The organism is Mesorhizobium sp. M0207 (assembly GCF_040321995.1).
Taxonomy (GTDB): domain Bacteria; phylum Pseudomonadota; class Alphaproteobacteria; order Rhizobiales; family Rhizobiaceae; genus Mesorhizobium.
The window spans coordinates 417,610-442,046 of the sequence record NZ_JAMYSQ010000002.1 but is presented as its reverse complement, the minus strand read 5'-3'; the positions used below and the strand labels follow the sequence as shown (position 1 = coordinate 442,046).

Below are 24,437 nucleotides of genomic sequence, written 5' to 3'. Positions count from 1 at the left end.
AAACCGGAATCCACTTTTTGGGATCATGGTCAGGCACCCATCATGAATGCCTGCTCGCCGACGAGCTTGCGGCGTAGCCAGGCGGAAAACTGGTCGACGAGGAAGATCGTCGTGAACAGCAGCAGCACCAATGCCAGCGTCTTGGCGCCGAAGCCGCGCGAGATGGAGAGCTTCAGTTCCTCGCCGATGCCGCCACCGCCGACCGCGCCGATAATGGTCGAGATACGCACATTGATCTCGATCCTGAGCAGCGTGTAGGACATGAAATTGGGCAGCACTTGCGGCAGGCCGGCAAAGCGCACGCGCTCGAACCAGTTGGCGCCGACCGCGCGCAGGCCTTCTTCGGCGCGCATGTCGATGTTTTCGTTGATCTCGTAGAAGAGCTTGCCGAGGGCGCCGATGGAATGCAGGCCGATGGCGATAACGGCTGCGACCGGGCCGGTCGAGAGGATGGCTGCGAACAGGCCGGCAATGACGATCTCGGGGAAGGCGCGAAGCAGTTCCATGAAGCGCTTGACGACGAGCCTGAGCACCGGACTCGGCGTCAAGTTGCGCGCGGCGATGAAGGAAAAGGGCACCGCAAAGACAAAGCCGATGAAAGTGGAAACCAGCGCCACGTTAAGCGTGGTGAGCATCAGCTCGAAATATTCGGGTAGATAAAAGCCGCCCCAGAGATAGACGCGGCCAAGCGGGAAGTTGAACTCTTGGCTGCCCTTGTCGTGCGGCGATGTGATGTCGAACAGCGCCCGCCAGACGTCGTTCCAGTCCTTGGGAACAAGCCAACTAAGGAAATCCAGTATGTGCGGCAGCCGATCGAAGAAATGTCCGGCATTGGCCTCGTCGGCGAACCACATGGCTGTGCACATGGCGACAAGCAGTGAGCCGATGCCGAGCGCCGTGTAGAACCGGCGCAAGGACGTCTGGCGTCGCCAGGCGTCTGCTGCCTGCCGGACCGCGTCTGAACGAATTGTAGCGGCGAAGGTCATACGGGGTCACGAGCGGACACACAAAAAGGGCGGCGACCGCATCGGCCCGAAAGTCGACTTTCGGAAAGCACGATGCGGCATCTAAGTGTTAGAGCGTACTTTGTGCGTCCAAGTGGACGCACGTCGCTCTAATGGACGCCGTCCTTTTCGCAATTGTCGTCAGCCGCCGATCGCGGCTTTGCGGGCTTCGACGATGACGCTGTAGAAGTCCGGCTTCACCGGAACATAGCCAGTGAAATCGCCGCCTTCGATGGCCTCGAAGCAAGGCTTGTCCTTGGCCGGCAGGCCGGTGAAGAAGTTGGCGAGCTTGGCGCTCATGTCGCCGCCGAGTGCGGTGCGCACGACCAGCGGGCCGTTCGGGATCAAGCCGGAGCGCCAGACTTCAACGAAATCGTTGGGGTCCACGGCGCCCTTGGCGACTTCCTTGTGGAAGGTGCCGGAGGTGTAGCCGTTCTTGAAGTCGCCGATGCCCGAGGAGTCGTCAACCGCAACATCGACCTTGCCGTCGCGAACCGCGAGAAGGTTGTTCTCGTGGCCGCCATTGAACTGGGTCGAGGCGAAGAAGGTTTCGTTCGAAGCGCCGGTGTCCTTCGGGATCTGGGTCAGCGGGATCAGGTAGCCGGAGGTCGAATCCGGGTCGGCATAGCCGAGCTTCTTGCCCTTGGCCGACTTGATGTCGGTGATGCCGGACGACTTCAGCGCAAGGCCGATCGAATAATAGCCGGTCGCGCCGTCGGTCTGCTGGGTGGTGAGGATCGGGGTCACGGCGTTCGGATCCTTGAGGTAGACGCTGGCATAGCCCGACGCGCCAAGCTCTGCGAAATCGAGCGTGCCGCCGAGCAGGCCCTGGATAACGCCGTCATAGTCGGCGGCCGGGAACAGCGAGACCTTCTCGAAGCCGAATTCGGACTTCAGGTGATCGGCGAGGCACTGAAAGTTGCGCAGCCGGTCCGCTTCGTTTTCACCGCCAAGGATGCCGATGCGGAATTCCTTGATATCCTGGGCGTGAGCGGCGCTTGCCGCGATGGCGAGCAATGAAACGGCGCCAAAAACCATCTTCCTGAACATTATCTCTCTCCTGTTGGTCCCGGCCTCGCGCCGGTAGCGTTAGAATTTTTTGACAGGTGCCTTTGACGCGGGCGGGCGATCAGGCCGTTCTCAATATCCCGGGAATGCGGGCTCGAGCGGTCCGGCGGATGCAGCGATTTTCTGTTTGATGGCGACACTGGTGGAGGTGATGGCCTCGGAGATTTCGCCGCCATTGCTGTCGGCGCCGTAGACCATGCGCACGGCCTCGCGGTTGAGGGCTTCGGGCGGGCCGTCGAAGACGACCTTGCCGGCAGCCATGCCGATGATGCGGTTGCAGTAGGTGCGGGCCGTATCCAGCGTATGCAGATTTGTGATGACGGTGATGCCCTCGCGCAAATTGATGTCCTGTAGCGAATCCATCACCACCTTGGCATTGAGCGGATCGAGCGAGGCAATCGGCTCATCCGCCAGCAACACCTTCGGCTGCTGCATCATGGCGCGCGCAATCGCAACGCGCTGCTGCTGGCCGCCGGAAAGGGTGCCGGCCGGCTGTAGGGCGGTGCGGGCGATGTCGAGGCGCTCGAGGGCTGCAACCGCCTCGGCGCATTCACCGCGGGAGAACATGCCAAATAGGTTGGACAGCGTCGAGCGGTGGTTGAGCCGGCCGAGCAGCACATTGGTCAGCACGTCGAGGCGCGGCACGAGATTGAACTGCTGGAAGATCATGGCGCAGTCGCGCTGCCATCGCCGGAGCGGCGAGCCGCGCAACCCGGAGACCTCGACGCCGTCGAACAGGATGGATCCCTGGCTGGGATCGATGAGGCGGTTGATCATGCGCAGCAGCGTCGATTTGCCGGCGCCTGAACGGCCGATGATGCCGACCATCTGGCCTTGCGGAATCGCGATGTGAACATTGCTGACGGCAGTGTTCTTGCCGAACCGGCGGGTGACGCCGCGGATTTCGAGCGTAGCTGACATTTCGAGCGTAGCTGACATGGTGCAGGCTCCAGTCCAATCGCAATTGAAGGTCTGTTTACCCTGGCTAGCGCAGCCGCATGAACCTGCGGTGTCGGAACGATGTCAGTTTTGTTACCGCCCACAGCCTGGAGCGGCGCGGCCGATCCAGCACGAGAAGCTCGAATGGTGAATGGTGGCAAGAGAGGCTTCCCTAAGCCTCGAAACCTATTCGTCCCGCCATTCACTACTCACCATTCACCATTCACGATCCCTTAGCCGCCATATTTCTCCAGAAACGCCTCCGCCGACAGCTCCCGAAAATCGTCGAGCGCGGCGCGCAGCCTTGCATGATCCCAGTCCCACCAGGCGAGCGCCTGGTAGCGTTCCGCGGTGCGGCGGTCGAAGCGTTCGCGGATCGGCTTGGCCGGCACGCCGGCGACAATGGTGTAGGGCGCGACGTCCTTCGACACCACCGCGCCGGCGCCGACCGCAGCGCCGTCGCCGACGGTGACGCCGGGCAGGATAGTCGAGCCGTGGCCGAGCCAGGTGTCGTGGCCGATGGTGACGCGTTTGGCGCGGCGCTTGGCGAAGAATTCGCTCTCGTGCTCGGCGTCGTCCCAATAATCCGAGGCGCGATAGGTGAAATGGTGCAGCGCCGGCCGCCAGGTCGGATGGTTGGTAGCGTTGATGCGCACGCTTGCGGCGATGTTGGCGAATTTGCCGATCGTTGCGCACCAGACGCCGCAGTCCTGCATCATGTAGGAATAGTCGCCGAGCGTGCTTTCGGAAACCCGGCAGCGCTCGGCGATCTCGGTCCAGCGGCCAAGCGTTGAGTTCTCTACTTCCGCCGTCTCGTGGATCACCGGCGCCTCCAACAGTTTCCTCGTCATGCGGCAATTTTTCCGGCGGCGAAGGCGGTCACGTCGATGATACGGTCGGCCACCGCCTCACGCACGTCGTGATCGTGGAAGATGCCGAGCAAAGCGACGCCCGCCGCCTTCTTGGTGGCGATCAGGGAAATCACCACGTCGCGGTTCCTGGCGTCGAGCGAAGCGGTCGGCTCGTCGAGCAGCAGGATCGGGTGCTCGGTGATGAAGCCGCGCGCGATGTTGACGCGCTGCTGTTCACCGCCGGAGAACGTCGCCGGCGGCAGCGCCCAGAGCTTCTCCGGCAGGTTGAGCTGCGCCAGCAAGGCGCGTGCCTTGCCGTGCGCGACCTCGCGCTCCTCGCCGCGCTCGACCAGCGGTTCGGCCACGACATCGAGCGCAGAGACACGCGGCACGGTGCGCAGGAACTGGCTGACATAGCCGATGGTAAGCCGGCGCACGGCAAGCACGGTGCGCGGGCTGGCGGTTGCGAGATCGATCAGCCCGCCCTCGTGCTGGACGATGATCTGGCCTTCGTCGGCGGCATAATTGCCGTAGAGCATCTTCAGGATCGAGCTCTTGCCGGCGCCGGACGGGCCGCCGAGCACGGCGCATTCGCCGGCCCTGATCGCGAACGAGACACCGGCGACCACCGGCAGTTTGATGCCGTCGCGCAGATGCATGGTGAAGCTCTTCGCGACATCGGAGACAACGAGCGGGGTTGCCATCAGAGGGTTCTCCAATCGTCATTTGTCTGCGGGCCGGAGTACCCCCACCTTCGGTCCGACCTCCCCACAAGGGGGAGGTAGGGCGCCGGCGTTTTACCCTCCCCCTTGTGGGGAGGGTCGCTGCGAAGCAGCGGGGTGGGGGTAGGTGCCAGGCAAATGCGTCCCATGGTCACACCTGCAGGATCGAGGACACAAGCAACTGGGTGTAGGGCGCGCGCGGATCGTCGAGGACGCGGTCGGTGAGGCCGCTTTCGACGACGCGGCCGTCCTTCATCACCATTATGCGCTGCGACAGCAGACGTGCTACGGCGAGATCGTGGGTGACGACGATGGCCGCCAGGCCGAGATCGGTGACCAGGCCGCGCAACAGATCGAGCAGGCGCGCCTGCACCGAGACGTCGAGGCCGCCGGTTGGCTCGTCCATGAACACCAGCCGCGGCCCGGTGACGAGGTTGCGGGCGATCTGCAGGCGCTGGCGCATGCCTCCGGAAAAGGCGCGCGGCTCGTCGTCGATGCGGTCTTCGTCGATCTCGACACGCGACAACCAGTCGACCGCGGTGGCGCGGATTTTTCCATAGTGGCGGTCGCCGACCGCCATCAGCCGCTCGCCGACATTGGCGCCGGCCGACACCGTCATGCGCAGCCCGTCGGCCGGGTTCTGATGGACAAAACCCCAATCGGTGCGCATCAGGAAGCGGCGCTCGGCCTCGCTCATGCGGTAAAGTTCGCGAAACTGGCCGTCGCGCATCCGGTAGCTGGCGGTGCCGGAGCTGGGCAGCAGTCGAGTTGACAGGCAGTTGAGCAAAGTCGTCTTGCCGGAACCGGATTCGCCGACCACCGCCAGCACCTCGCCCGGCCAGAGGTCAAAAGTGACGTTCTCGCAGCCGACGCGCGAGCCGTAGAATTTGGACAGCGCCGAAACGCGCAGCAGCGGTTCGTCTGTCATTGCTTCTCCTTACCCTCCCCCTCGTGGGGAGGGTCGGCGCGTAGCGCCGGGGTGGGGGGTGAGGCGGTGGCAGTACCCCCACCCGCGCCTTCGGCGCGACCTCCCCACAAGGGGGAGGTAGGGGCGTTGCGCCGCCTCTCGCAATGATCGGTATCGGAGCAGACGAACATGTGGCCGCCATGGTCGTCGAGGATGACCTCGTCGAGATAGACGTTCTCGGCCGCGCACAGCGCGCAGGGCTGGTCGAAGGTCTGCACCTCGAACGGATGGTCCTCGAAATCGAGGCTGACCACATCGGTGAAGGGCGGCAGCGCGTAGATGCGCTTTTCGCGGCCGGCGCCGAACAATTGCAAAGCCGGCGAACGGTGCATCTTCGGATTGTCGAATTTCGGCGTCGGCGAGGGATCCATCACATAGCGGCCCTCAACCTTGACCGGGTAGGCGTAGGTGGTGGCGATGCGGCCATGCCTGGCGATGTCTTCGTAGAGTTTTACATGCATCAGACCGTATTCCTCCAGCGCATGCATCTTGCGCGTCTCCGTCTCGCGTGGTTCGAGGAAGCGCAGCGGTTCGGGGATGGGCACCTGATAGACCAGCACCTGGCCGGCACGCAGCGGATATTCGGGAATGCGGTGGCGCGTCTGGATGATGGTCGCCTTGGCCGTCTCGGTGGTGACGGCGACATTGGCGACCTTCTTGAAGAAGGCGCGGATCGAAACCGCATTGGTGGTGTCGTCGGCGCCCTGGTCGATGACCTTGAGCACATCGTCCGGGCCAATGATCGAAGCGGTGACCTGCACGCCGCCGGTGCCCCAGCCATAGGGCATCGGCATTTCGCGCGAGGCGAACGGCACCTGGTAGCCGGGGATGGCAATGCCCTTGAGGATGGCGCGGCGGATCATCCGCTTGGTCTGCTCGTCAAGATAGGCGAAGTTGTAGGTGGCGATGTCCGCTGGTTGTGCACTCATTCCGCTGCCTCCCTCTTTTCTTCGGCCTTGCCGGCATTTTCGCGGGCATCATGCTCGGCGCGCATGCGGCGCACGAGGTCGAGCTCGGCCTGGAAGTCGACATAATGCGGCAGCTTCAGATGCTCGACGAAGCCGGTCGCCTGGACATTGTCGGAATGCGAGATGACGAACTCCTCGTCCTGCGCTGCGGCGATGACATCCTCACCCAACTCCGAGGCGCGCAGCGCGCGGTCGCATAGCGCCATGGCCATGGCCTTGCGCTCGCTCTGGCCGAAGACGAGGCCATAGCCGCGGGTGAATTGCGGCGGCGCCTTGGCCGAGCCCTTGAACTGGTTGACCATCTGGCATTCGGTGACGCGGATGCTGCCGAGCGGCACGGCAAAGGGCAGTTCCGACACGTCCAGTTCCAGTTCGACCTCGCCGATGCGAACCTCGCCGACGAAGGGATGGTTGCGCGCGTAGCCGCGCTGGGTGGAATAGCCAAGCGCCAGCAGAAACCCCTCGTCGCCGCGCGACAGCGCCTGCAGGCGGATGTCGCGCGCCATCGGGAATTCGAGCGGCTCGCGGGTGATGTCGCCGGGGGTATGATCCCCAGGCATGTCGCCGTCGGGCTCGATCAGGCCTTCGCGGGCGAGGATGGCCGAGACGCGCGGCATGGCTTCCGCCTCGCCTGCGCGCTGCTCCGGTTCGGCGACATCGCCGCCGGCGGCGAGCTCGGGATCGAGCAGGCGGTGGGTGTAGTCGAATGTCGGGCCGAGCAGCTGGCCGCCGGGCAGGTCCTTGTAGGTCGCCGACACCCGTCGCTCGACCAGCATCGTGCCGGTGTCGATAGCCCTTGTGTAGCCGAAACGCGGCAGCGTCGTGCGATAGGCGCGAACCAGGAAGATCGCCTCGATCATGTCGCCGCGCGCCTGGACGATGGCGAGTGCCGCCAATTCCCGGTCGTAGAGCGAACCTTCGCTCATCACCCGGTCGACGCCGAGCGCCAGCTGCTCGACGATCTGGTCGAGGCGAAGTGCGGGCACCGAGCGGTCGCCGCGCCGGCGGTCGGCGAGCAGTTTGTGGGCGTTGCGAATGGCCGCTTCGCCACCCTTTACCGCGACATACATCCTATGCCTCCATCGTCTTGATGCGCGTCGTGCGCGGCAGGCAGGCAATTGCTTCGGACGTGGCGAGGATGATGTCGACGCCACGCGGAAAACGCTGGTTGTTCTGCTTCCATTGCTCGACGAAATGGCGCGGCATTTGCGCCGGCGCGATCGTCGCCGTCTTCTCGATGCCCGGGCCTTCGAGCAGCAGCGGAGCGCCGGAGACAAGATCGCTGACCTCGAGGATCAGCGTCGTGGAGCGATCGGGATAATCCTGGGTGCCTTGCGAAAACCCGTCGAGCGCCATCATCTCGGCCGGCGTGGCGATCAGCGCGAAATGCGCGTCGGCCGGGGTGTTGGCCAGCGGCGCGCCGGTATGAAAGCCAAGCCAGGATTTCACCGTCGCTGAAGCCTGCAAGGCGTGGTCGAGCCAGAGCGGCGTGTCGTTATCGCACAGCGCCAGCGCAACGGCCCCGGCGGTGGCCGACAGCGGCACCGGGGGGTGGGCGAGGGCCGGCAGCGGCTGCACACTACCTGGCCGCGCCATCGCGTCCATAACGGCACGGAATACGGTCTGGGCATTGAATACCGGATCGGCGAAGCCGCCTTCAATGGATTGAGTGGCGATATCCATCAGTCTTCTCCGCGCACCATGGTGAAGAAATCGACCTTGGTCGCCGCCGTCTCGGCGCGGCGCTGTTCACGCGCCTTGGCCAGTGCCGCCTGCAATGGCGCAACGATCCTGATCTCGACCTCATTGCGGTGGGCCGGGTCCTGCCACAGCGCATCGGCGATCGCCGCCAGCCTTGCCTTCTGCTTGTCGCGACCAAGTGCGTAGCAGTGGCCGACATGGCCGGACGCAAGCCGCACCGTGGCACGGGTGACCGTCGCCTCGCCGACATTGAAAGGGGCACCACCGCCGCCGATGCGGCCGCGTACCGTAACCAGGCCGGTTTCGGGGCCACGCAGAAGTTCCGCTTCGCAGGGCAGGCCGGTTTCGTCCCACAGGCGGACGATGTCTTCGCCGGCCGATTGCGCCAGCGTCGCCATCACGGCCTTGCGCTCGGCCTGCTCTCGCGCTTCCCGTCCTCGCATGGCCGTACTCCTCGTTTGCGTGAATTTGTCTATTGATATAGACAACTATACAAATTATACTCGTTATCTAGCGCGTGTCCATGACGGGCACGTGACACCGGCCAAAAGATCGGCGCAAAGAATTGGGGCGGGAGATGATCGGACAAGCCAACCGCATCGAGCGGCGCAGCGGTGTCGCGCTGTGGCGGCAGATCGCCGACCAGATACTGCATTCGATCGCCGCCGGCGATTTTCCCGAGAATGCCGCGCTGCCGCCGGAGATCGCGTTGGCCGGACGCTATGGCGTCAACCGCCACACGGTGCGTAGCGCTATCGCAGCGCTAATGCAGGAGGGTGTGCTCAGGGCGGAGCAGGGGCGCGGCACCTTCGTGCTGTCGCGCAAGCTGCTGTCTTATCCGATCGGCGCCCGCACCCGCTTTTCCGAGGGATTGCAAGGACAGGCGTCCGAGCGGCATATCACCTTGCTCGCGTCATCGATCGAGCCGGCCAACCGTCGTGTCGCAGAGGGCTTAGGCCTTGCGACGGGGGCCGATGTGATACGCCTGGAAACGCGCGGCGAAGCCGATGGAATGCCGGTATCCCGCGCGGCCGGCTGGTTCGATGCCAGGCGCTTTGCCGGCATCGATGCCGCCATGGCGGAAACCGGTTCGATCACCGCATCGCTGGCACGTTTCGGCATCGACGACTATCTCAGGCAATCGACCGTGCTGTCGGCGCGCCATGCCCATGCCGCCGACCTTGCTGACCTCGACCTGCAGCCCGGCGCCATCGTGCTAGTGACGGTCGCCGTCAACGTCACGCCCGACGGTCAGCCGATACAGTTTTCGGAGTCGCGCTTCCCGGCCGAGCGGATCGAGCTCAAATTGTCGGCGCTCTGAGATGCGGCAGCCCTGGCATCATCCGACTTGAATGACGGCCTTGATCAGGCCGGACTTCTCATGCGCCCAGCGGGCGAGGTCGTGCGGCGTCTCGCCAAGCGTGGTGCGGTGGGTGACCAGCTTTGCCAGCGGCAGCGCGCCGTTGCGGATCGAGGCGGCGACATGGTCGAAATCGGCACGCAGGGCGTTGCGGCTGCCGATCAGCATCATCTCGCGCTTGTGGAATTCGGGATCGGAAAAGGCGATGTCGTCCTTGACGACGCTGACCAGGACCAGCGCCCCGCCGTGCGCGACATGGGCGAAGGCCGACTGCACCGACCGGGTGTTGCCGGTGGCATCGAAAACCACGTCGAAGCCGTCGCCGCCGGTTGCTTCCCGCACCAGGTCGGCAGCGGTGCCTCGCGAGCCGTCGAGCGTCGCGAAGCCGAGTTCGCTTTCGGCAAAGCCAAGCCGTTCAGCGCTCATGTCGAGCAGCGTCACATCGAGCCCGGCGATGCGGGCGAACAGCGCCGTGCCGAGCCCGATCGGGCCTGCGCCGATGACCAGCGTGCGCGCACGTGGATCAGCCAGCGAGCGCCGCACGGCATGGGCGCCGATCGCCAGGAATTCGACGGCGGCGGCATCGGCCAGCGACAGGCCGTTTGCCGGATAAAGATTTTGCGCCGGCACCAGGATCTGCTCGCACATGGCGCCGTCGCGGTGGACGCCGAGCACCTCGATCCTGACGCAGCAATTCGGCTTGCCTTGCCGGCAGGCGATGCATTTGCCGCAGGCGAGATAGGGATTGACGATCACCGCTTCGCCGACGGCGAGATCGACGTCCACGCCAACCTCGATCACGGTGCCGGAAACCTCGTGGCCCATGATGCGGGGATAGGCGAGGAACGGGTGCTTGCCTTCGAAGATGTGATAGTCGGTGCCGCAGATGCCGACATGGCTGACGGCGACCAGCGCCCAGCCGGCGGGGGGGGCGCCAGGCGCCGGACGATCTTCGAGGACAAGTTCGCCGGGCGAGCGGCAGACGACGGCTTTCATGCTTCAATCCAGTCGGTTCATGGCACTGCCGGCCCTGCTGTGGCGAGGCCGGCGATTGTTGGGAGGCGGTCTATTTGCCGCGGCGGCGCAGCCCGTCGAAATAGACGATGACGATGATCAGCACGCCGGTGATGATGCGCTGCCAGAAGGCGTTGACGTTGAGCAGATTGGCGCCGTTGTTGATGGTGGCAAGGATGAAGGCGCCGAGCAGCGGTCCGTGCACGGAGCCGACAGCGCCGAACAGCGAGGTGCCGCCGATCACCGAGGAGGCGATCGCCTGCAATTCCCAGCCCTCGGCCTGCGTCGGATTGCCGATGCCGATGCGCGAGGCAAGCAGCACGCCGACGAAGGCCGCGCACAGGCCCGACAGCGTGTAGGCCATGTAGATGGTGCGCTGGACGTTGACGCCTGACAGGCGCGACGCCTCGGCGTTGGAGCCGACCGAGAACAGATAGCGGCCCCAGCGGCTGTGGTGCAGGAAGATGTAGGCTGGGATGCCGACCAGGATCACCATCCAGAACAGATTGGGGACGCCGGCGAAGGAACTGCGCGAGAACGTCTGGAAGGCGTCGTTGTTGATCGAGATCGAGTTGCCGTTGGTCATCAACAGACCGATGCCGCGCAGCGAGGTCAGCGTCGCCAGGGTGATGATGAAGGGCGGCAGGCCCATCTTGACGATGCCGAACCCATGGAACATGCCGATGGCGACGCCGACCAGCAAGGTGATCAGGATGGCGAGGAAAACCGGTGTCCCGGCGTTGATCAGCATCGCGACGATGACAGTGGCGAAGCCGACCACGGCGCCGACGGAAAGATCGATGCCGCCGGTGATGATGACGAAGGTCTGGCCGACCGCCAGGATGGCGATCATCGACCCTTGCCGCAACAGGTTGGAGATGTTGTTGGCCGAGGCGAAGCTCGGCGTCGCCACCGACAGGATGATCCATAAAAGAACCAGCAGCGCCAGCAGTGTCAGCCCGAACAGGGCGTTGTAGTTGCGTTTCGGCCTTTCGGCAGCGATCGCCTCGGTGCTCATATCCGTCCTCCCGGTTTTTCTTGTTTCTCGGCCAGCGCCTGGGTGAGGATCTCCTCGTGGTCAGCGGTACGAAAGCCGTGCGTGGCCACCAGCTTGCCGCGCCGGAACACGTGCAGCGTGTCGGCGAGTTCATAAACCTCGGGCAGGTAGGACGAGATCAGGATGATGCCGGCTCCCTTGGACAACAGCGCGCCGAACAGGCGGTAGATCTCGGCCTTGGTGCCCACGTCGACGCCGACAGTCGGCTCGTCGAAGATGAATAGCTTGGCGCCATGGGCGAGCCATTTGCCGATGACGATCTTCTGCTGGTTACCGCCGGACAGGCTGGAGGCCAGCGCGCCGCGCGTCGGCGTCTTGATGCGCAGGTCGGCGATCTGGCGATCGGCTTGCGCCTTTTCCTGCGCGCGGGAGATCAGCAGATTGCTGGAGATGCGCTTGTAGATCGGCAGATTGAGGTTGAGTCCGACCGGCAGGTTGAGGCAGAGGCCCTGGTCGCGGCGGCTTTCCGGGGCCAGCGCCATGCCGAGCCTGATCGCGTCATGTTCGGAATTGACCTTGACCTCCTTGCCCTCCCAGAGGATCTGGCCGGCCGATTTGCGGTGGCGGCCATAGAGCGTGGTGACGAACTCGCTGCGCCCGGCGCCGATCAGGCCGTAGAGGCCGACGATCTCGCCGGCGCGGACGGACATCGAGACATTTTCGAAACCCTTGCCGGACAGGTTCCTGGTTTCGACGATGGTCGCGCCGGGGGTGAAATGCTCCTTGTGGTAGACCTGCTCGATCGAGCGGTTGATCATCATCTTGACCAGCTCGGCGTCATTGGTCTCGGCAATGTTCCTGGTGCCGACCAGCGTGCCGTCGCGCAGCACCGAGACGCGGTCGGCGAGCTCGAACACTTCTTCCATGCGATGGCTGATGTAGATGATGGTGACGCCTTCGCCCTTCAGCCGGCGGATCAGCGTGAACAGCTGGTCGGCCTCCTTGCGGGTAAGATAGGCGGTCGGCTCGTCGAAGATCAGGAATTTGGTGCCGCGCACCGTGGCGCGGGCGGCGGCGATCAACTGCTGCTGGCCGATGGTCAGGTCACCCAGCATGACATGCGCCGGCAGGTCGAAGCCGAGATCGTCGATGATCTTCTGCGCCTGCCTGACCATCGCCCGCTGCTGCAGGATGCCGAAGCGGGAATCCTCCTCGCCGAGGAACATGTTGGCGGCGACGGTGAGATGGCGGCATAGGACGACTTCCTGATGCACGGCATTGATGCCGAGCGCCATCGCCTCATGCGGCGTTGCCAATGCGGCAGGCTTGCCCTCCCAGATGACGTCGCCGGAGGTGCGCGGCATGACGCCGGTCAGAAGCTTGATCAGGGTGGATTTGCCCGCGCCGTTCTCGCCGACGATGGCGTGGATCTCGCCGGCCTTGAAGGCGAGATCGACCGGCTTCAGCGCATGGGTGCCGGGATAGCGCTTTTCCAGCCCGCGGAGTTCGAGGATGGTCCTGCCCGGTTCGAGCGTTGGGGCCGGATGGAGTTCCTGCGCCGTCGACATCATGACAATCCTCCCAGATTGGCCCCCAAAGATTGGCCTCGCGATTGGCACGAGTGGGATGTTTCCGGGGCGAAAAGGCCCCGGAAACAGTTCACCTGAGGCTATGCTCAGTCGAGCTTCGGGTTGAGCAGCGCGTCGATCTTCGGATCCTTCATGTTGGCCTTGGTAACCAAATTGGCGCCGGTATCGACATTGGCCTCGACCTTCTCGCCCTTCGAGGCGGCGAGCGCCGTCTTGATGCCGTCATAGCCCATCCGGTACGGATCCTGAACGACGAGAGCCGAAATGACGCCGTCGTTGAGGAACTTGATCAGCTTCTCGTCGCTGTCGAAACCGACCAGCCCGACCTTGCCGGCAAGACTGTTCTCGGCGATCGCCTGACCGACGCCCTGCGCCATGATCAGGTTGGAGGCGAAGATGCCCTTGAGGTTGGGGTTGGCGGTGATCAGGTCGGTGGCGATGTTGAGGCCGGTGGTGGCCTGGCCGTCGGCGTATTTGTCGGCGACCAGCTTGAGGCCCGGATATTTGGCAGCGAGCTGTTCCTTAAAACCCTGGGCGCGCTGTTCGAGCGAGCCGGCGCCCGGAAGAGCGGTGATCAGGGCGACGTCGCCCTCGACCTTGCCGCCATTGGCTTCGCCGATGGCTGCGGCAAGGCCGTCAGCGGCGACGCGGCCGCCCTGGATGTTGTCGGTGGTCAGGAACGAGGTGAAGGCCTTGGAGTCGGCACCGGAGTCGATGCCGATGATCTTGACCTTGGTGGCGGCCTCGTCGATCGGCTTGCCGAGCGCCTTGGCTTCGGTCGGCGCGATGACGACGGCGGCCGGGTTACCGGCGACGGCATTTTCGAGGATCGAGATCTGGCCGTTGACGTCGGTCTCGGCCTGGGCGCCGAGCTCCGGCACGTTGACGCCGAGATCCTTGCCGGCCTTGCGGGCGCCGGCCAGAACGATCTGCCAGTAGAAGGACGTGGTGTCCTTGACGATGATCGGAATGGTCGCGTCGGCCGCGGATGCCGGGGCCGAGTGCATCACGCCGGCAAGCATCGAGGCGGCTGCGAGTGCCACGAAGGCGCGGCGATTGAGAATGCTGGTCACGAATTTCATTAGGAGTCCTCCCTAAGTCGCCCGGTGAATGTTGCGGAAGCTCCATTCGGATGGCGCGGCCCGAACGGAACTTTATCAATAAAAAACATTTACCGCATTTTGATAGTGCATCACCTCGGTCGGCGCAAGCGATGTTTGATGGCCGCTCGAATGGCTGGGCGGGAAAGCTTGCTCCCTCGGAATTCCGCTGCCAATCTCCTCCAATATCCCGTATGGAATATTAATTCCATCACTCAGTCAATATGGAATGTTCATTCTTTTTCGGGAGCGTTGGAACTGTGACGCCTGGCGATCACGTCCGGTGTTCGCGACTATTGCGCATGTCCGGCTTAGAGCGTCGCTCCGAGATGCCACGGCACGAACTCGTTGTCGCCGTAGCCGAACTCTTCGCTCTTGGTCTTGCGGCCCGAAGCCGTCTCGACGATCAGTTCGAAGATCTCGCGGCCCATGCCGGCGATGGTCTTTTCGCCCGAGGCGATGACGCCGCAATTCACGTCCATGTCCTCCTCCATCGTGTGATACATGGTCGAGTTGCTGGCGACCTTGATCGACGGCGTCGGCCGGCAGCCGAAGCAGGAGCCGCGGCCTGTGGTGAAGACGATGACGTTGGCGCCGCCCGCCACCTGGCCGGTGGCCGAGACCGGGTCGTAGCCGGGCGTGTCCATGAACACCAGCCCGTGCCCGGTGACCTTTTCGGCATAGCCGAAGACGCCGTTGAGCGGCGTCTGGCCGCCCTTGGCGACCGCGCCGAGCGACTTTTCCAGGATGGTGGTCAGGCCGCCGCGCTTGTTACCCGGTGAGGGATTGTTGTCGATCGATGCGCCATGCTTGGCGACGTGGTCTTCCCACCATTTCACATAACCGTCGAGCTTGGCGGCGATCTCGGGGGTTGCGGCGCGATAGGCGAGCAGGTGCTCGGCGCCGTAGATCTCCGTCGTCTCGGAGAGGATGCCGACACCGCCGACGCCGGCCAGGATGTCGACCGCGGCACCCAGCGCCGGATTGGCGGTGATGCCGGACATGCCGTCGGAGCCGCCGCATTGCAGGCCGACGACGATCTCGCTGACCGGGATCGGCTCACGCTGAAGCTTGCCGACCTCTTCGGCGATCTCGGCCAGCACGACCAGCGCCTTCTCGACCGATTTGCGCGAGCCGCCGGCTTCCTGGATGTTGAAATGGCGTTTTCCCGCGGCAACGCCCTTCTGGCCGTAGAGGGTGAGCTGGTTGACCTCGCAGCCGAGCCCGACCATCAGCACACCGCCGAAATTCGGATGACGGGCGTAGCCGGCCAGCGTGCGATGCAGCACCATCATGCCGTCACCGGTGGCGCTCATGCCGCAGCCCTGGCCGTGGACGATCGGGACGAAGCCGTCGATGCCGGGATATTGCGGCAGAAGCGTGCGGTTCGCCGCGTCAGCGATGGCGTGGCAGACGGTGGCCGAGCAATTGACGCTGGCGAGAATGCCGACGAAGTTGCGCGTGCCGGCGCGGCCGTCGGCGCGGCGGTAGCCCATGAAGGTGCGGGCGCGGTCGGCCTCGGTCGCATGCACTGCCTCGCTCGGCGGCACCACCGGCAAACGCCCGCTTTCGAAGACCAGATTGTGCGAATGGACATGCTCGCCGGGCGCGATGTCCTGCGTGGCGCGGCCGATCGCCTGGGCGTATTTGACCACGGCCTCGCCGGCCGCAATCGGCTTGATCGCCACCTTGTGGCCCGGCTCGATCACTGCGGCGGCGACGGCGCCGCCCGGCAGCACGGTGCCGATCTCGATGCGGCCATTGGCGACCGCGACATTGTCGGCGGGAGACAGAAGAATGCTGTTTGCGGCGTTCACGGGAGCTTCCTGGGTGTGTTCCTGGGTGCGCGAGCGGATTGACACGCGGCTCTTAACATATAATGTCTTTTATCGTGAAAAAACATTTTTGCGTCAATTGTTTTTTCGCCAGAGCGCGACGCGTCTTTTGGATGCGAGAAGTAGGCTCTACAACCAAAACTAGCGTTGCGCATGATGTTTTCCGAAAAGGTACCGGTTTCATGCGCGAGAAACGCTTCACACTGGCCGCAAACGCCGATGCGCCACGGGGCAGGGGATGTCGAAGAGCAACAACGTTTACAAGGACGCCTATAATCGCGGTCTGAGGCTGCTCGACGAAACCAGGAGCCTGCCTTCGGAGCCGGAGCTGGGTACGCTGCTCGGCGTCAGCCGCACGACGGTCCGCACTATCCTTGCGCGCATGGAAGAAACCGGGCTGATCGACTGGAACAAGCGCAGCAAGACGGTCCTGCGCGAACCGCGACCGGACGATTTCTTCCCCGAGGAAGAAACCGACACGCTGGCCGAGATCATCGAGCGCTCCTTCATGCGGCGGCTGCTTGCCAGCGGTGCCGAAGCCGGCATGCAGATCAACGAGCTCGAACTGGCGCGCGAGATCGGCGTCGGCACCACCAGCGTGCGCGAATTCCTGATCCGCTTCTCGCGGTTCGGGCTGATCGAGAAGCGCCGCAACAGCCACTGGGTGCTGAAAGGCTTTACCCGCGCCTTCGCGCTGGAGCTTACCGAAATCCGCGAGATGTTCGAACTGCGCTCGGCCGCAGCCTTTGCCGCTCTGCCCGAGGACAGCCCGGTGTGGGACGACCTCGACCGCCTGGAAGACGAGCATCACCGGCTGGAGCGCGAGATCGCCGTGCGCTTCAACGAATTCTCCGAGCTTGACGAGCGCTTTCACCGGCTGATCCATCGGGCGTCGCACAACCGCTTCATCGTCGATTTCTACGACGTCATCGCCATGATCTTCCACTACCACTACCAGTGGAACAAGGCGCAGGAGCGCGAGCGCAACGAAGTCGCGGTCCAGGAGCATCTCGCCTATATCGCCGCGCTCAAATCGCGCGATCTCGCCAAGGTCGACGCCGCCTGCCGCAAGCACCTGAAATCGGCCCGCCACACGCTGCTGACGTCGATTCCCGAGGGCAGGCAGCTGCAACGCGCGTGATTGTGTTGCGTTGCCGCAGCAACGTTTTGGCGATTTTCCGGCCGCCGGCTCCGTGCTAGAGAGCTGACGTTGCTGCGTGAAGAGGCTGGTTCTTGACCATACGCCGGAGACGATGGAGCATGCCGGTCGCGTTCGCCGCGGCGTGGCTTTTCATGCTCCAGTCGATGTTCGGCGCGTTTGCTTCCGGCGTCGCGCCGAACGCCTCGCAATTCGATGCTTTCGGCAACACGATCTGCACCCATGACGGTGCGACGCAAGTCCCCGCCGGCGATCCGCATCAGCAGCACATGCCGGCTTGCTGCATGCTTGGCTGCAACCTCGTTTCGGCGGTCTACGCGCCACCCGATGCCGCCGGGAGCCTGGCTCGCAGCCTTTCCGTCGAAACCATCGCCTTTTTCCTGCCGGCCTTCCGGCATCGCGATTTCGCCCGCGCCCGCACTCCGTCCAATCCGCGCGCACCACCGGCGACGGCCTGATCCGTTCTGGTTCGCGCCGCGCAACGCTTTGCCGGCGCGTTTATCGACATCGTTCGCGACCGGCCATCGGCGCGATCCCCTAAAGTCCACGGAGCAATCATGTCTCACTCTTTTCGCGCTGCCGCATCCAGCCGCAGGCGCTTCGCACTGGGTCGTTTCGAGCAGCGTCTCGGCGTCGCCCTTTGCGTTCTTGCCCTCCTGTTCGCCAGCGCCCAGACGGTGTTGGCACACGAGTTCAAGCTTGGCGATCTCGAGATCGGGCACCCGTGGTCGCGGGCCACGCCAGCCGGCGCCAAGGTGGCCGGCGGCTACTTCACCATCACCAACACAGGCAGTGCGGCGGATCGCCTGCTGTCGATCACCTCCGACATTTCGGCCAAGGCCGAACTGCACGAGATGGGCGTCAGCAATGGCGTCATGACGATGCGGCCGGTCACCGGCGGCCTCGAAATCCCGGCTGGCGGCAAGGTCGCGCTGGCGCCTAACGGCTATCATTTGATGTTCATGGATTTGAAGCGGCAGCCCAAGGAGGGCGAAACGTTCTCCGCCACGCTGACCTTCGAAAAAGCCGGGCCCGTGCAGATTGAATTCGCCGTGCAAGGCATCGGCAGCGCGGCGCCCCAGGACGACGACTGACTTGGCCGCTTCGAGAGGTACCATCATGAAGAAATCTCTTTTGCCCGGCTGCGTGCTTCTTGTCCTCGGGACCAGCGCGGCCTTTGCCCACATCACGCTCGAAACGCCGGAGACCGCAGTCGGCTCGACCTACAAGGCGGTTCTTCGGGTGCCGCATGGCTGCGAGGGCAAGGCAACGACCGCCGTGCGCGTGCAGATCCCGGAAGGGGTGCTTTCGGTCAAACCGATGCCGAAGCCGGGTTGGACGCTGCAGGTCAAGAACGGCAAATACGAGAAGTCCTACCAGCTCTACGGCCAGGCAGTGACCAGCGGCGTCAAGGAGGTCGACTGGAGCGCCGGCAGCCTGCCGGACGAATTCTACGATGAATTCGTCTTTCGCGCGACGCTGGCGTCCGACCTGCCGGCAGGCCAGACGCTGCATTTCCCGGTGGTCCAGGAATGTGACGGCGTTGCCGATCGCTGGATCGAGATTCCGGCAGCCGGGCAGGCTGAGGACGCGCTGGAATTTCCGGCGCCCGGCCTCAAGCTGCTGCCGAAGTGAGCTCCAGCGGCGCGCTTTGGCGGATGAGCGCGCCGCTGCTCTTGGCGGTGAGATGAGCGCGGCATCCTTCCTGCGGCAAGCTTGCATGGCCGGCAACTGTTCTGGCCGGCTTGTGGCTGGCCTGCTGGCCGCCATCGTGCTGCTCGCCGCAATTGCCATGCCTGGTCCCGCCCTCGCCCATGCGGCGCTGATCAAGGCCGAGCCGGCCGACGGTGCGGTGCTGGCGCAGAGCCCGTCGCAGATGTCGCTGACCTTCAGCGAGCCGGTTTCGCCGCTGGTGCTGACGCTGGTGCGGCCCGACGGCACGGCGGTTCCGCTGACGTCCTTCCGGCTCAGCGGCCAGACCGTCGAGATCGACAATCCGCAGGCGCTCACGTCGGGCACACATGTGCTGAGCTGGCGGGTAATCTCCGCCGATGGGCATCCGGTCGGCGGCTCGGTGCTGTTCTCGGTCGGTGCGCCGAGTGCTGCGCCGGCCGCCTCCGAAGCTGTCGACCGGGAGCTTCGAACGGCGATCTGGATCGGCAAGGTTTTTCTATACATCGGCCTGTTTTTCGGTGTCGGCGGTGCCTTTGCGCTAGGCTGGCTGGCGCAAGGCGGCCGATCCGGCCAGAACATGATCGTCGCCGCGATCCTGTGCGGGCTGGCCGCCGCACTCTTGTCGCTCGGTTTCCAGGGGCTGGATGCACTCGGCGCGCCGCTTGCCCGGCTGGCGCAGCCGGTCATCTGGCAGACCGGGCTTGGCACCAGCTTCGGCTGGACGGTGCTGATCGCGCTGATGGCGCTCGGCCTGAGCCTATTATCGCTGGTCGTGCCGCCCGCCGACGCAAAGCCGCTGGCCTTGGCCGGACTGGTTGGCGTTGGCGCAGCACTTGCCGCCAGCGGGCATGCCAGTGCCGCCGAGCCGCAATGGCTGACAAGGCCGATGGTGTTTCTGCACGCCACTGGTATCGCGATTTGGTCCGGGGCGCTGGCGCCGCTCGGTCTTGCCTTGAAACGGCAGCCGGACAAAGCCGGGCCGTTGCTGCGCCGGTTTTCACGAGCGATCCTGTTCGTCGTGGCGGTGCTTGCGGCAGCCGGCATCGTGCTCGCCGTCATCCAGGTGCAAACGCCGTCGGCGCTGGTCCATACCGCTTATGGCCGGCTGCTGCTGCTCAAGCTGGTGCTGCTCGTCTTTCTGTTCACGCTCGCCGCCGTCAATCGCTTCAAGCTTACGGCCCCGGCTGAGGCGGGCGAAACGGAAGTCCAGCGGCGGCTGGCCCGCTCGATCTTTATCGAGGTGCTGATCGTGCTGGCGATCTTCGGCGTTGCCGCCGGCTGGCGCTTCACGCCGCCGCCGCGCGCGCTGGCGATCGCCGCGGCACAGCCGGCGTCGGTGCATATCCACACGCTGCAAGCGATGGCCGATCTCAGCATTGCGCCCGGGCACACCGGACCTGTTGCCGCTTCGATCTTCATCATGACCGGCGATTTCGGCCCGCTCGACGCCAAGCAGCTAACGCTGGTGCTGTCAAAGCCCGATTCCGGCATCGAGCCCATCAAGCGCCCGGCGACGAGGCTTGGCGACGGCACCTGGCGCGTCGACGATCTCGTCATTCCGGTCGCCGGCCGGTGGACGGCGCGGCTCGATATCCTGGTCTCGGATTTCGAGATGGTGAAGATAGAGGCGCCGATCGACATCAGGCCGTGACGAGAGCGCTGGTCCACGCAAGACAATTCGGCGAGGCGGTTGACGCGGCCGCGAACCCCCGTCAATCATCGCCATCAAGAATGGGCGTCCAACCCAATCGCGGGCTCAAACCAACAAGATCCGAAAGCAGGGAAGAAACGATGGAAAAAGCCGAAATAGGCCTGATCGGCCTTGGCACGATGGGCTCCAACCTGGCACTCAATATCGCCGAGAAGGGGCACCGCATAGCCGTCTTCAATCGCACCGCGGCGCGCACCGATGCCTTTGTCGAAAATGCCGGCGCGCTTCGGGATAGGGTGGTGCCCTGCTACAGCCTCGAAGAACTGGCCGCCGCGATCCGGCCGCCGCGGCCGATCATCATCATGGTGCTGGCCGGCAAGCCGGTCGACGAGCAGATCGCGGCATTGCGCGGCGTGCTGTCGGCCAACGACATCGTCATCGACGCCGGCAATGCCAATTTCCGCGATACGATGCGGCGCTTCTCCGAGCTTACCGATTCGGGCCTGACCTTCATCGGCATGGGCGTGTCCGGAGGCGAGGAGGGCGCACGCCACGGTCCCTCTATCATGGTCGGCGGCACCGAAGAGTCCTGGAAGCGCGTCGAAAAGGTGCTGACCGCGATCTCGGCCAAGTTCAAGGGCGAGCCTTGCGCGGCGTGGCTTGGCACCGACGGCGCCGGCCATTTCGTCAAGACCATCCACAACGGCATCGAATATGCCGACATGCAGATGATCGCCGAGATCTACGGCATCTTGCGCGACGGGCTCGGCATGGGGCCGAAAGAGATCGCCGAGGTGTTTTCCCAGTGGAACACGGGCAGGCTCAATTCGTACCTGATCGAGATCACCGCCAAGGTGCTGGCCGCCGACGATCCCAAGACCGGCAAACCGGTGGTCGACATCATCCTCGACCGCGCCGGCCAGAAAGGCACCGGCAAATGGTCGGTGATCGAGGCGCAGCAGCTCGGTATCCCGGCCACCGCGATCGAGGCGGCGGTGGCGGCACGCGTGCTGTCGTCGATCAAGGACGAGCGGCTTGCCGCCGAAAAGGTCTATGGCGGCGGCGTGAGCAGGATTTCCGGGGACAAGGACGCTCTGCTCGGCGATCTCGAGCTGGCGCTGTTTGCCGGCAAGATCGCCGCCTACGCGCAAGGCTTCGCGGTGATGAGCGGCGCGTCGAAGGAATTCAACTGGAACCTGCCGATGCCGGTCATCGCCAAGATCTGGCGGGCCGGCTGCATCATCCGCTCGCAATTGCTGGATACAATGGCGGAGGCCTTCGGCGGCGGCGGTGCGGCCACCAACCTGTTGATGGCGCCGGCTTTCGTCTCGTTGATGCATGAGGCGCATCCGTCACTTCGCCGCGTCGTGGCAAGGGCGGCCGAAGCCGGCTCGCCGGTGCCGGCCCTGTCATCTGCACTTGCCTATTTCGACAGTTACCGGCAGGGCCGGGGCACCTCGAACCTGATCCAGGCGCAGCGCGATTTCTTCGGCGCGCACGGCTTCGAGCGCATCGATGGGCAGGGTGCTTTCCATGGCCCGTGGGGCAGCGGGGCGGCGGGTTAGCGCCATTATCGGGCATTTCGGACGGTCGGAACCTTCCACTGAAAGCGGACATACTCGCCACCTCCGCACAGGCTGGACAGAAAGTTCCAGAGTCCTGCCGGTTCCGGACGGAACGAGATTATTGAACCGAGCGAGAATCTCCAGATCTTCCTTCTCAATACCCGAGAAGGCGAAGTCAGCGACAGAACCGGTTAAATTGATATGGATCTTAGCTCCAAATCCCATTGTTAGTAAATTGAAATAGCGATTGGCAGCTGCTAGGTGTCGGGGTAACAACTTGGAGCGTGTTTTCTCGAATTCTGTTGGTAGGCCATGAGCGGAAGGTCGCGTGTCGATACGACTAGTGCGGAAGATAAATCAATTGGTTTCGACTACCAGTATTATTACTTTCTAAATGAGCTGCTAAATCTGAAAATCGGCCAAGTTGTGGGCTTGGAGGTTTTAGATGATGTTCATATCGAGCGTCCCGACGGCACTAATCTACTTGTCCAGCTGAAGCACACAGTTCAGACGAGCGCACAGGGCGCTCCTATCAACCTTACGACGATGGACAGTGATCTTTGGAAATCGATTTCGAACTGGTGCAAATTGATCATCGACCCGGCGGATGGACGGGCGACGGTGGATTCTCAGCTTGCCTTTCTTAAAAAGACCAGCTTCCTGCTCGCATCCAACAAGTCAGAAAACGACAAAAACGCCCTTCTGATATCCATTGAAGCCTTCAAAGCTACCACCAAAAGTCATGCTGAGCTTGTCGCTGATATCACGTCGCTCAAGGCGAAAAGCAAAGACCAGGTGATTCAAGGCTACATCGATGACGTGCTCTCACTCGACGCCGCCGTGTCAGAGAGGTTTTTTGAGCACCTGTCGTTCGCTTTGGGGAAGGACGAAATCATCAACCTATGTAGAGCGTCCATCGCCGAGAAGCAGATACACCAATCCCGTATTGACGACGTTTTTCACGCCATCGACTCAGAGGTACGGCAAAATTCCTACGCCACCGTCAAGGTAGGGCAGAAAATCACGATCAGCTTTGACGAATTCACCCAGAAATACCGACGGTATTTCGATAAAGCTCGGAGCGGCGGTCTGCTTTTCAGGAAATTTCCGCCTGTTTTGCCGGACAATCTCCTCGACCAGACGTTCATCAAGCAATTGGTGGATATCACTGATATCTCGGAGGATAACATTGAGTTTCATACGAAGTTCACCACCAGGCGGCTGCACTTTCGCGATAACATGGAACGACTGATCCAGGACGGGGATATCACCCAATCCGATATTGACGATTTGGAGGAAGAGGCTTTCGTCATATGGGAAGGCAAGTTCCTCCAGGCCTACTCAGGCCAACAGTCAACTGGTGACGAGGGCGCATCTGCCCGTGCGATTGTCGGAGATTTGCGGCAGAGAAAGCTGACGCTTGCTTCGCAGGAGCTTCCGATACCCATGAGCCATGGCGGGTTCTACGATCTCTCTGATCGACCGGTGATTGGCTGGTTGAGCGACTGGAAAGACCGCTACAAGTGAAGTTCAGTTCATATTACAACAATCTCGGGATCAATGCGTTCGCGATCTCCTCTGTGCTGAAAGAGGCGGGATTTCTAGCGATTCCCCAAATTGCGTTGATTTTGCCAGTTGTTGCGCATCGTCAGATGGTAACAAAGCTAGCAGATGGCAGATTCCGCTTTGTCAGTTTTGAGCAGTATCTGATCGATAACATCGAATTCTTCTACAATTTCAATGAGCGATACTTTGCGTCGCTTACTCCGACCGTCAATGCCCTCCAATTTTTGTGTGAGATGGACGTGCTTCAATTGAAGGGCGACGGCGCGGTGATTGCGTCTGATTTACCCTTCGACGCATCGATGGGCAAACGCGCCGAGCGCGTTAAGCGCGCGTCACCAAACATAGCTGCCCTGGTTTCCGGCAATGCTGAAGTTTTCTACCTCAATGCGAGGATCGAGCTATGAAATTCTACATCGAAAGCCTGCACCTGTGGCTCAAGACCGAACAAAGAAGGTCCGTTACGTTCTTGCCGAACAAGGTGATTGTGATCACCGGAGACAGCCACACTGGTAAAACCGCCATCCTGGACATCGTCGATTATTGCATGTTCGCGAGCAAGCATCGGATTTCTGAGAGCATTATCAACGAAAATGTCGCCTGGTACGGACTGTGCATTCATGTGAACGATAAAATCTATACGCTGGCAAGACGCGCACCGGCAGGAACGACCACATCGTCTGATTACTACTTCTCCTCAATAGGGGAAG

24 protein-coding genes are annotated in these 24,437 nt (G+C 63.1%); 9 read left to right on the top strand and 15 right to left on the bottom strand.

Features of this window, described 5'->3' with window-relative positions; genetic code table 11:
• Positions 1-29: 29 nt before the first annotated feature.
• From phnE to phnG, 10 genes are all read right to left on the bottom strand, one after another.
• Positions 30-986, bottom strand: coding sequence for a phosphonate ABC transporter, permease protein PhnE (gene phnE, locus NKJ15_RS05935; RefSeq protein WP_352685854.1), 957 nt, complete (start codon positions 984-986; stop codon positions 30-32).
• Positions 987-1,145: 159 nt separating this feature from the next.
• On the bottom strand, positions 1,146-2,054 hold the full coding sequence (phnD, locus tag NKJ15_RS05930; protein WP_352474085.1) for a phosphonate ABC transporter substrate-binding protein: 909 nt from the start codon (positions 2,052-2,054) through the stop codon (positions 1,146-1,148).
• Positions 2,055-2,144: 90 nt separating this feature from the next.
• On the bottom strand, positions 2,145-3,011 hold the full coding sequence (phnC, locus tag NKJ15_RS05925; RefSeq protein ID WP_352814562.1) for a phosphonate ABC transporter ATP-binding protein: 867 nt from the start codon (positions 3,009-3,011) through the stop codon (positions 2,145-2,147).
• A 233-nt stretch (positions 3,012-3,244) separates the two neighbouring features.
• Positions 3,245-3,862, bottom strand: a complete 618-nt coding sequence (locus NKJ15_RS05920) for a DapH/DapD/GlmU-related protein (RefSeq protein WP_352814560.1) — start codon at positions 3,860-3,862, stop codon at positions 3,245-3,247.
• Positions 3,859-4,566 (bottom strand): phosphonate C-P lyase system protein PhnL, encoded by a 708-nt coding sequence (gene phnL, locus NKJ15_RS05915; RefSeq protein WP_352685856.1) that lies wholly within the window; start codon positions 4,564-4,566, stop codon positions 3,859-3,861. Before phnL ends, NKJ15_RS05920 begins: the two co-directional genes overlap by 4 nt.
• A 169-nt stretch (positions 4,567-4,735) precedes the next feature.
• Positions 4,736-5,512, bottom strand: a complete 777-nt coding sequence (gene phnK, locus NKJ15_RS05910; protein ID WP_352814558.1) for a phosphonate C-P lyase system protein PhnK — start codon at positions 5,510-5,512, stop codon at positions 4,736-4,738.
• Positions 5,509-6,480, bottom strand: coding sequence for an alpha-D-ribose 1-methylphosphonate 5-phosphate C-P-lyase PhnJ (locus NKJ15_RS05905; protein WP_352685859.1), 972 nt, complete (start codon positions 6,478-6,480; stop codon positions 5,509-5,511). The genes phnK and NKJ15_RS05905 overlap by 4 nt, the downstream gene beginning before the upstream one ends.
• The gene (locus NKJ15_RS05900) at positions 6,477-7,589 is read right to left on the bottom strand and encodes a carbon-phosphorus lyase complex subunit (RefSeq protein WP_352814556.1); all 1,113 of its coding nucleotides are present in this window, start codon (positions 7,587-7,589) and stop codon (positions 6,477-6,479) included. The genes NKJ15_RS05905 and NKJ15_RS05900 overlap by 4 nt, the downstream gene beginning before the upstream one ends.
• A gap of 1 nt (position 7,590) precedes the next feature.
• Positions 7,591-8,202: a phosphonate C-P lyase system protein PhnH gene (gene phnH, locus NKJ15_RS05895; protein WP_352502612.1), complete on the bottom strand. Its 612-nt coding sequence runs from the start codon at positions 8,200-8,202 to the stop codon at positions 7,591-7,593.
• The gene (gene phnG / locus NKJ15_RS05890) at positions 8,202-8,663 is read right to left on the bottom strand and encodes a phosphonate C-P lyase system protein PhnG (RefSeq protein WP_352539446.1); all 462 of its coding nucleotides are present in this window, start codon (positions 8,661-8,663) and stop codon (positions 8,202-8,204) included. Before phnG ends, phnH begins: the two co-directional genes overlap by 1 nt.
• Before the next feature lie 134 nt (positions 8,664-8,797).
• On the opposite strand from phnG, the gene phnF reads away from it, so the two are divergent.
• Positions 8,798-9,541 (top strand): phosphonate metabolism transcriptional regulator PhnF, encoded by a 744-nt coding sequence (phnF, locus tag NKJ15_RS05885; protein ID WP_352814554.1) that lies wholly within the window; start codon positions 8,798-8,800, stop codon positions 9,539-9,541.
• A gap of 18 nt (positions 9,542-9,559) precedes the next feature.
• On the opposite strand, the gene NKJ15_RS05880 is transcribed toward phnF, so the two are convergent.
• The 5 genes from NKJ15_RS05880 to NKJ15_RS05860 form a co-directional block, all read right to left on the bottom strand.
• A complete protein-coding gene (locus tag NKJ15_RS05880) occupies positions 9,560-10,576 on the bottom strand; it encodes a zinc-binding alcohol dehydrogenase family protein (protein ID WP_352814552.1) in 1,017 nt (338 codons plus the stop codon).
• A gap of 70 nt (positions 10,577-10,646) precedes the next feature.
• A complete protein-coding gene (locus NKJ15_RS05875; protein ID WP_352448376.1) occupies positions 10,647-11,612 on the bottom strand; it encodes an ABC transporter permease in 966 nt (321 codons plus the stop codon).
• A complete protein-coding gene (locus tag NKJ15_RS05870) occupies positions 11,609-13,162 on the bottom strand; it encodes a sugar ABC transporter ATP-binding protein (protein WP_352456805.1) in 1,554 nt (517 codons plus the stop codon). Before NKJ15_RS05870 ends, NKJ15_RS05875 begins: the two co-directional genes overlap by 4 nt.
• Before the next feature lie 104 nt (positions 13,163-13,266).
• On the bottom strand, positions 13,267-14,262 hold the full coding sequence (locus tag NKJ15_RS05865; protein WP_023675208.1) for an ABC transporter substrate-binding protein: 996 nt from the start codon (positions 14,260-14,262) through the stop codon (positions 13,267-13,269).
• Positions 14,263-14,591: 329 nt separating this feature from the next.
• Positions 14,592-16,097: a UxaA family hydrolase gene (locus NKJ15_RS05860; protein ID WP_352613107.1), complete on the bottom strand. Its 1,506-nt coding sequence runs from the start codon at positions 16,095-16,097 to the stop codon at positions 14,592-14,594.
• Positions 16,098-16,353: 256 nt separating this feature from the next.
• Here NKJ15_RS05860 and NKJ15_RS05855 point away from each other — a divergent pair, with 256 nt between their 5' ends.
• The 8 genes from NKJ15_RS05855 to NKJ15_RS05820 all read left to right on the top strand — a co-directional run bounded on the left by NKJ15_RS05855 (position 16,354) and on the right by NKJ15_RS05820 (position 24,134).
• The gene (locus tag NKJ15_RS05855) at positions 16,354-17,256 is read left to right on the top strand and encodes a GntR family transcriptional regulator (RefSeq protein ID WP_352814551.1); all 903 of its coding nucleotides are present in this window, start codon (positions 16,354-16,356) and stop codon (positions 17,254-17,256) included.
• Positions 17,257-17,375: 119 nt separating this feature from the next.
• Positions 17,376-17,732: a DUF2946 family protein gene (locus tag NKJ15_RS05850; protein WP_352814549.1), complete on the top strand. Its 357-nt coding sequence runs from the start codon at positions 17,376-17,378 to the stop codon at positions 17,730-17,732.
• 99 nt (positions 17,733-17,831) lie between these two features.
• Complete coding sequence (locus NKJ15_RS05845) at positions 17,832-18,368, top strand: copper chaperone PCu(A)C (protein WP_352448371.1); 537 nt, start codon at positions 17,832-17,834, stop codon at positions 18,366-18,368.
• Positions 18,369-18,393: 25 nt separating this feature from the next.
• Complete coding sequence (locus NKJ15_RS05840) at positions 18,394-18,909, top strand: YcnI family copper-binding membrane protein (protein WP_352814547.1); 516 nt, start codon at positions 18,394-18,396, stop codon at positions 18,907-18,909.
• A gap of 52 nt (positions 18,910-18,961) precedes the next feature.
• Positions 18,962-20,599: a copper resistance CopC/CopD family protein gene (locus NKJ15_RS05835; RefSeq protein ID WP_352814545.1), complete on the top strand. Its 1,638-nt coding sequence runs from the start codon at positions 18,962-18,964 to the stop codon at positions 20,597-20,599.
• A gap of 140 nt (positions 20,600-20,739) precedes the next feature.
• A complete protein-coding gene (gnd, locus tag NKJ15_RS05830) occupies positions 20,740-22,164 on the top strand; it encodes an NADP-dependent phosphogluconate dehydrogenase (protein ID WP_352814543.1) in 1,425 nt (474 codons plus the stop codon).
• A gap of 312 nt (positions 22,165-22,476) precedes the next feature.
• A complete protein-coding gene (locus tag NKJ15_RS05825; protein ID WP_352814541.1) occupies positions 22,477-23,691 on the top strand; it encodes a hypothetical protein in 1,215 nt (404 codons plus the stop codon).
• Complete coding sequence (locus tag NKJ15_RS05820) at positions 23,688-24,134, top strand: three component ABC system middle component (protein WP_352814539.1); 447 nt, start codon at positions 23,688-23,690, stop codon at positions 24,132-24,134. The genes NKJ15_RS05825 and NKJ15_RS05820 overlap by 4 nt, the downstream gene beginning before the upstream one ends.
• Positions 24,135-24,437: the final 303 nt, after the last annotated feature.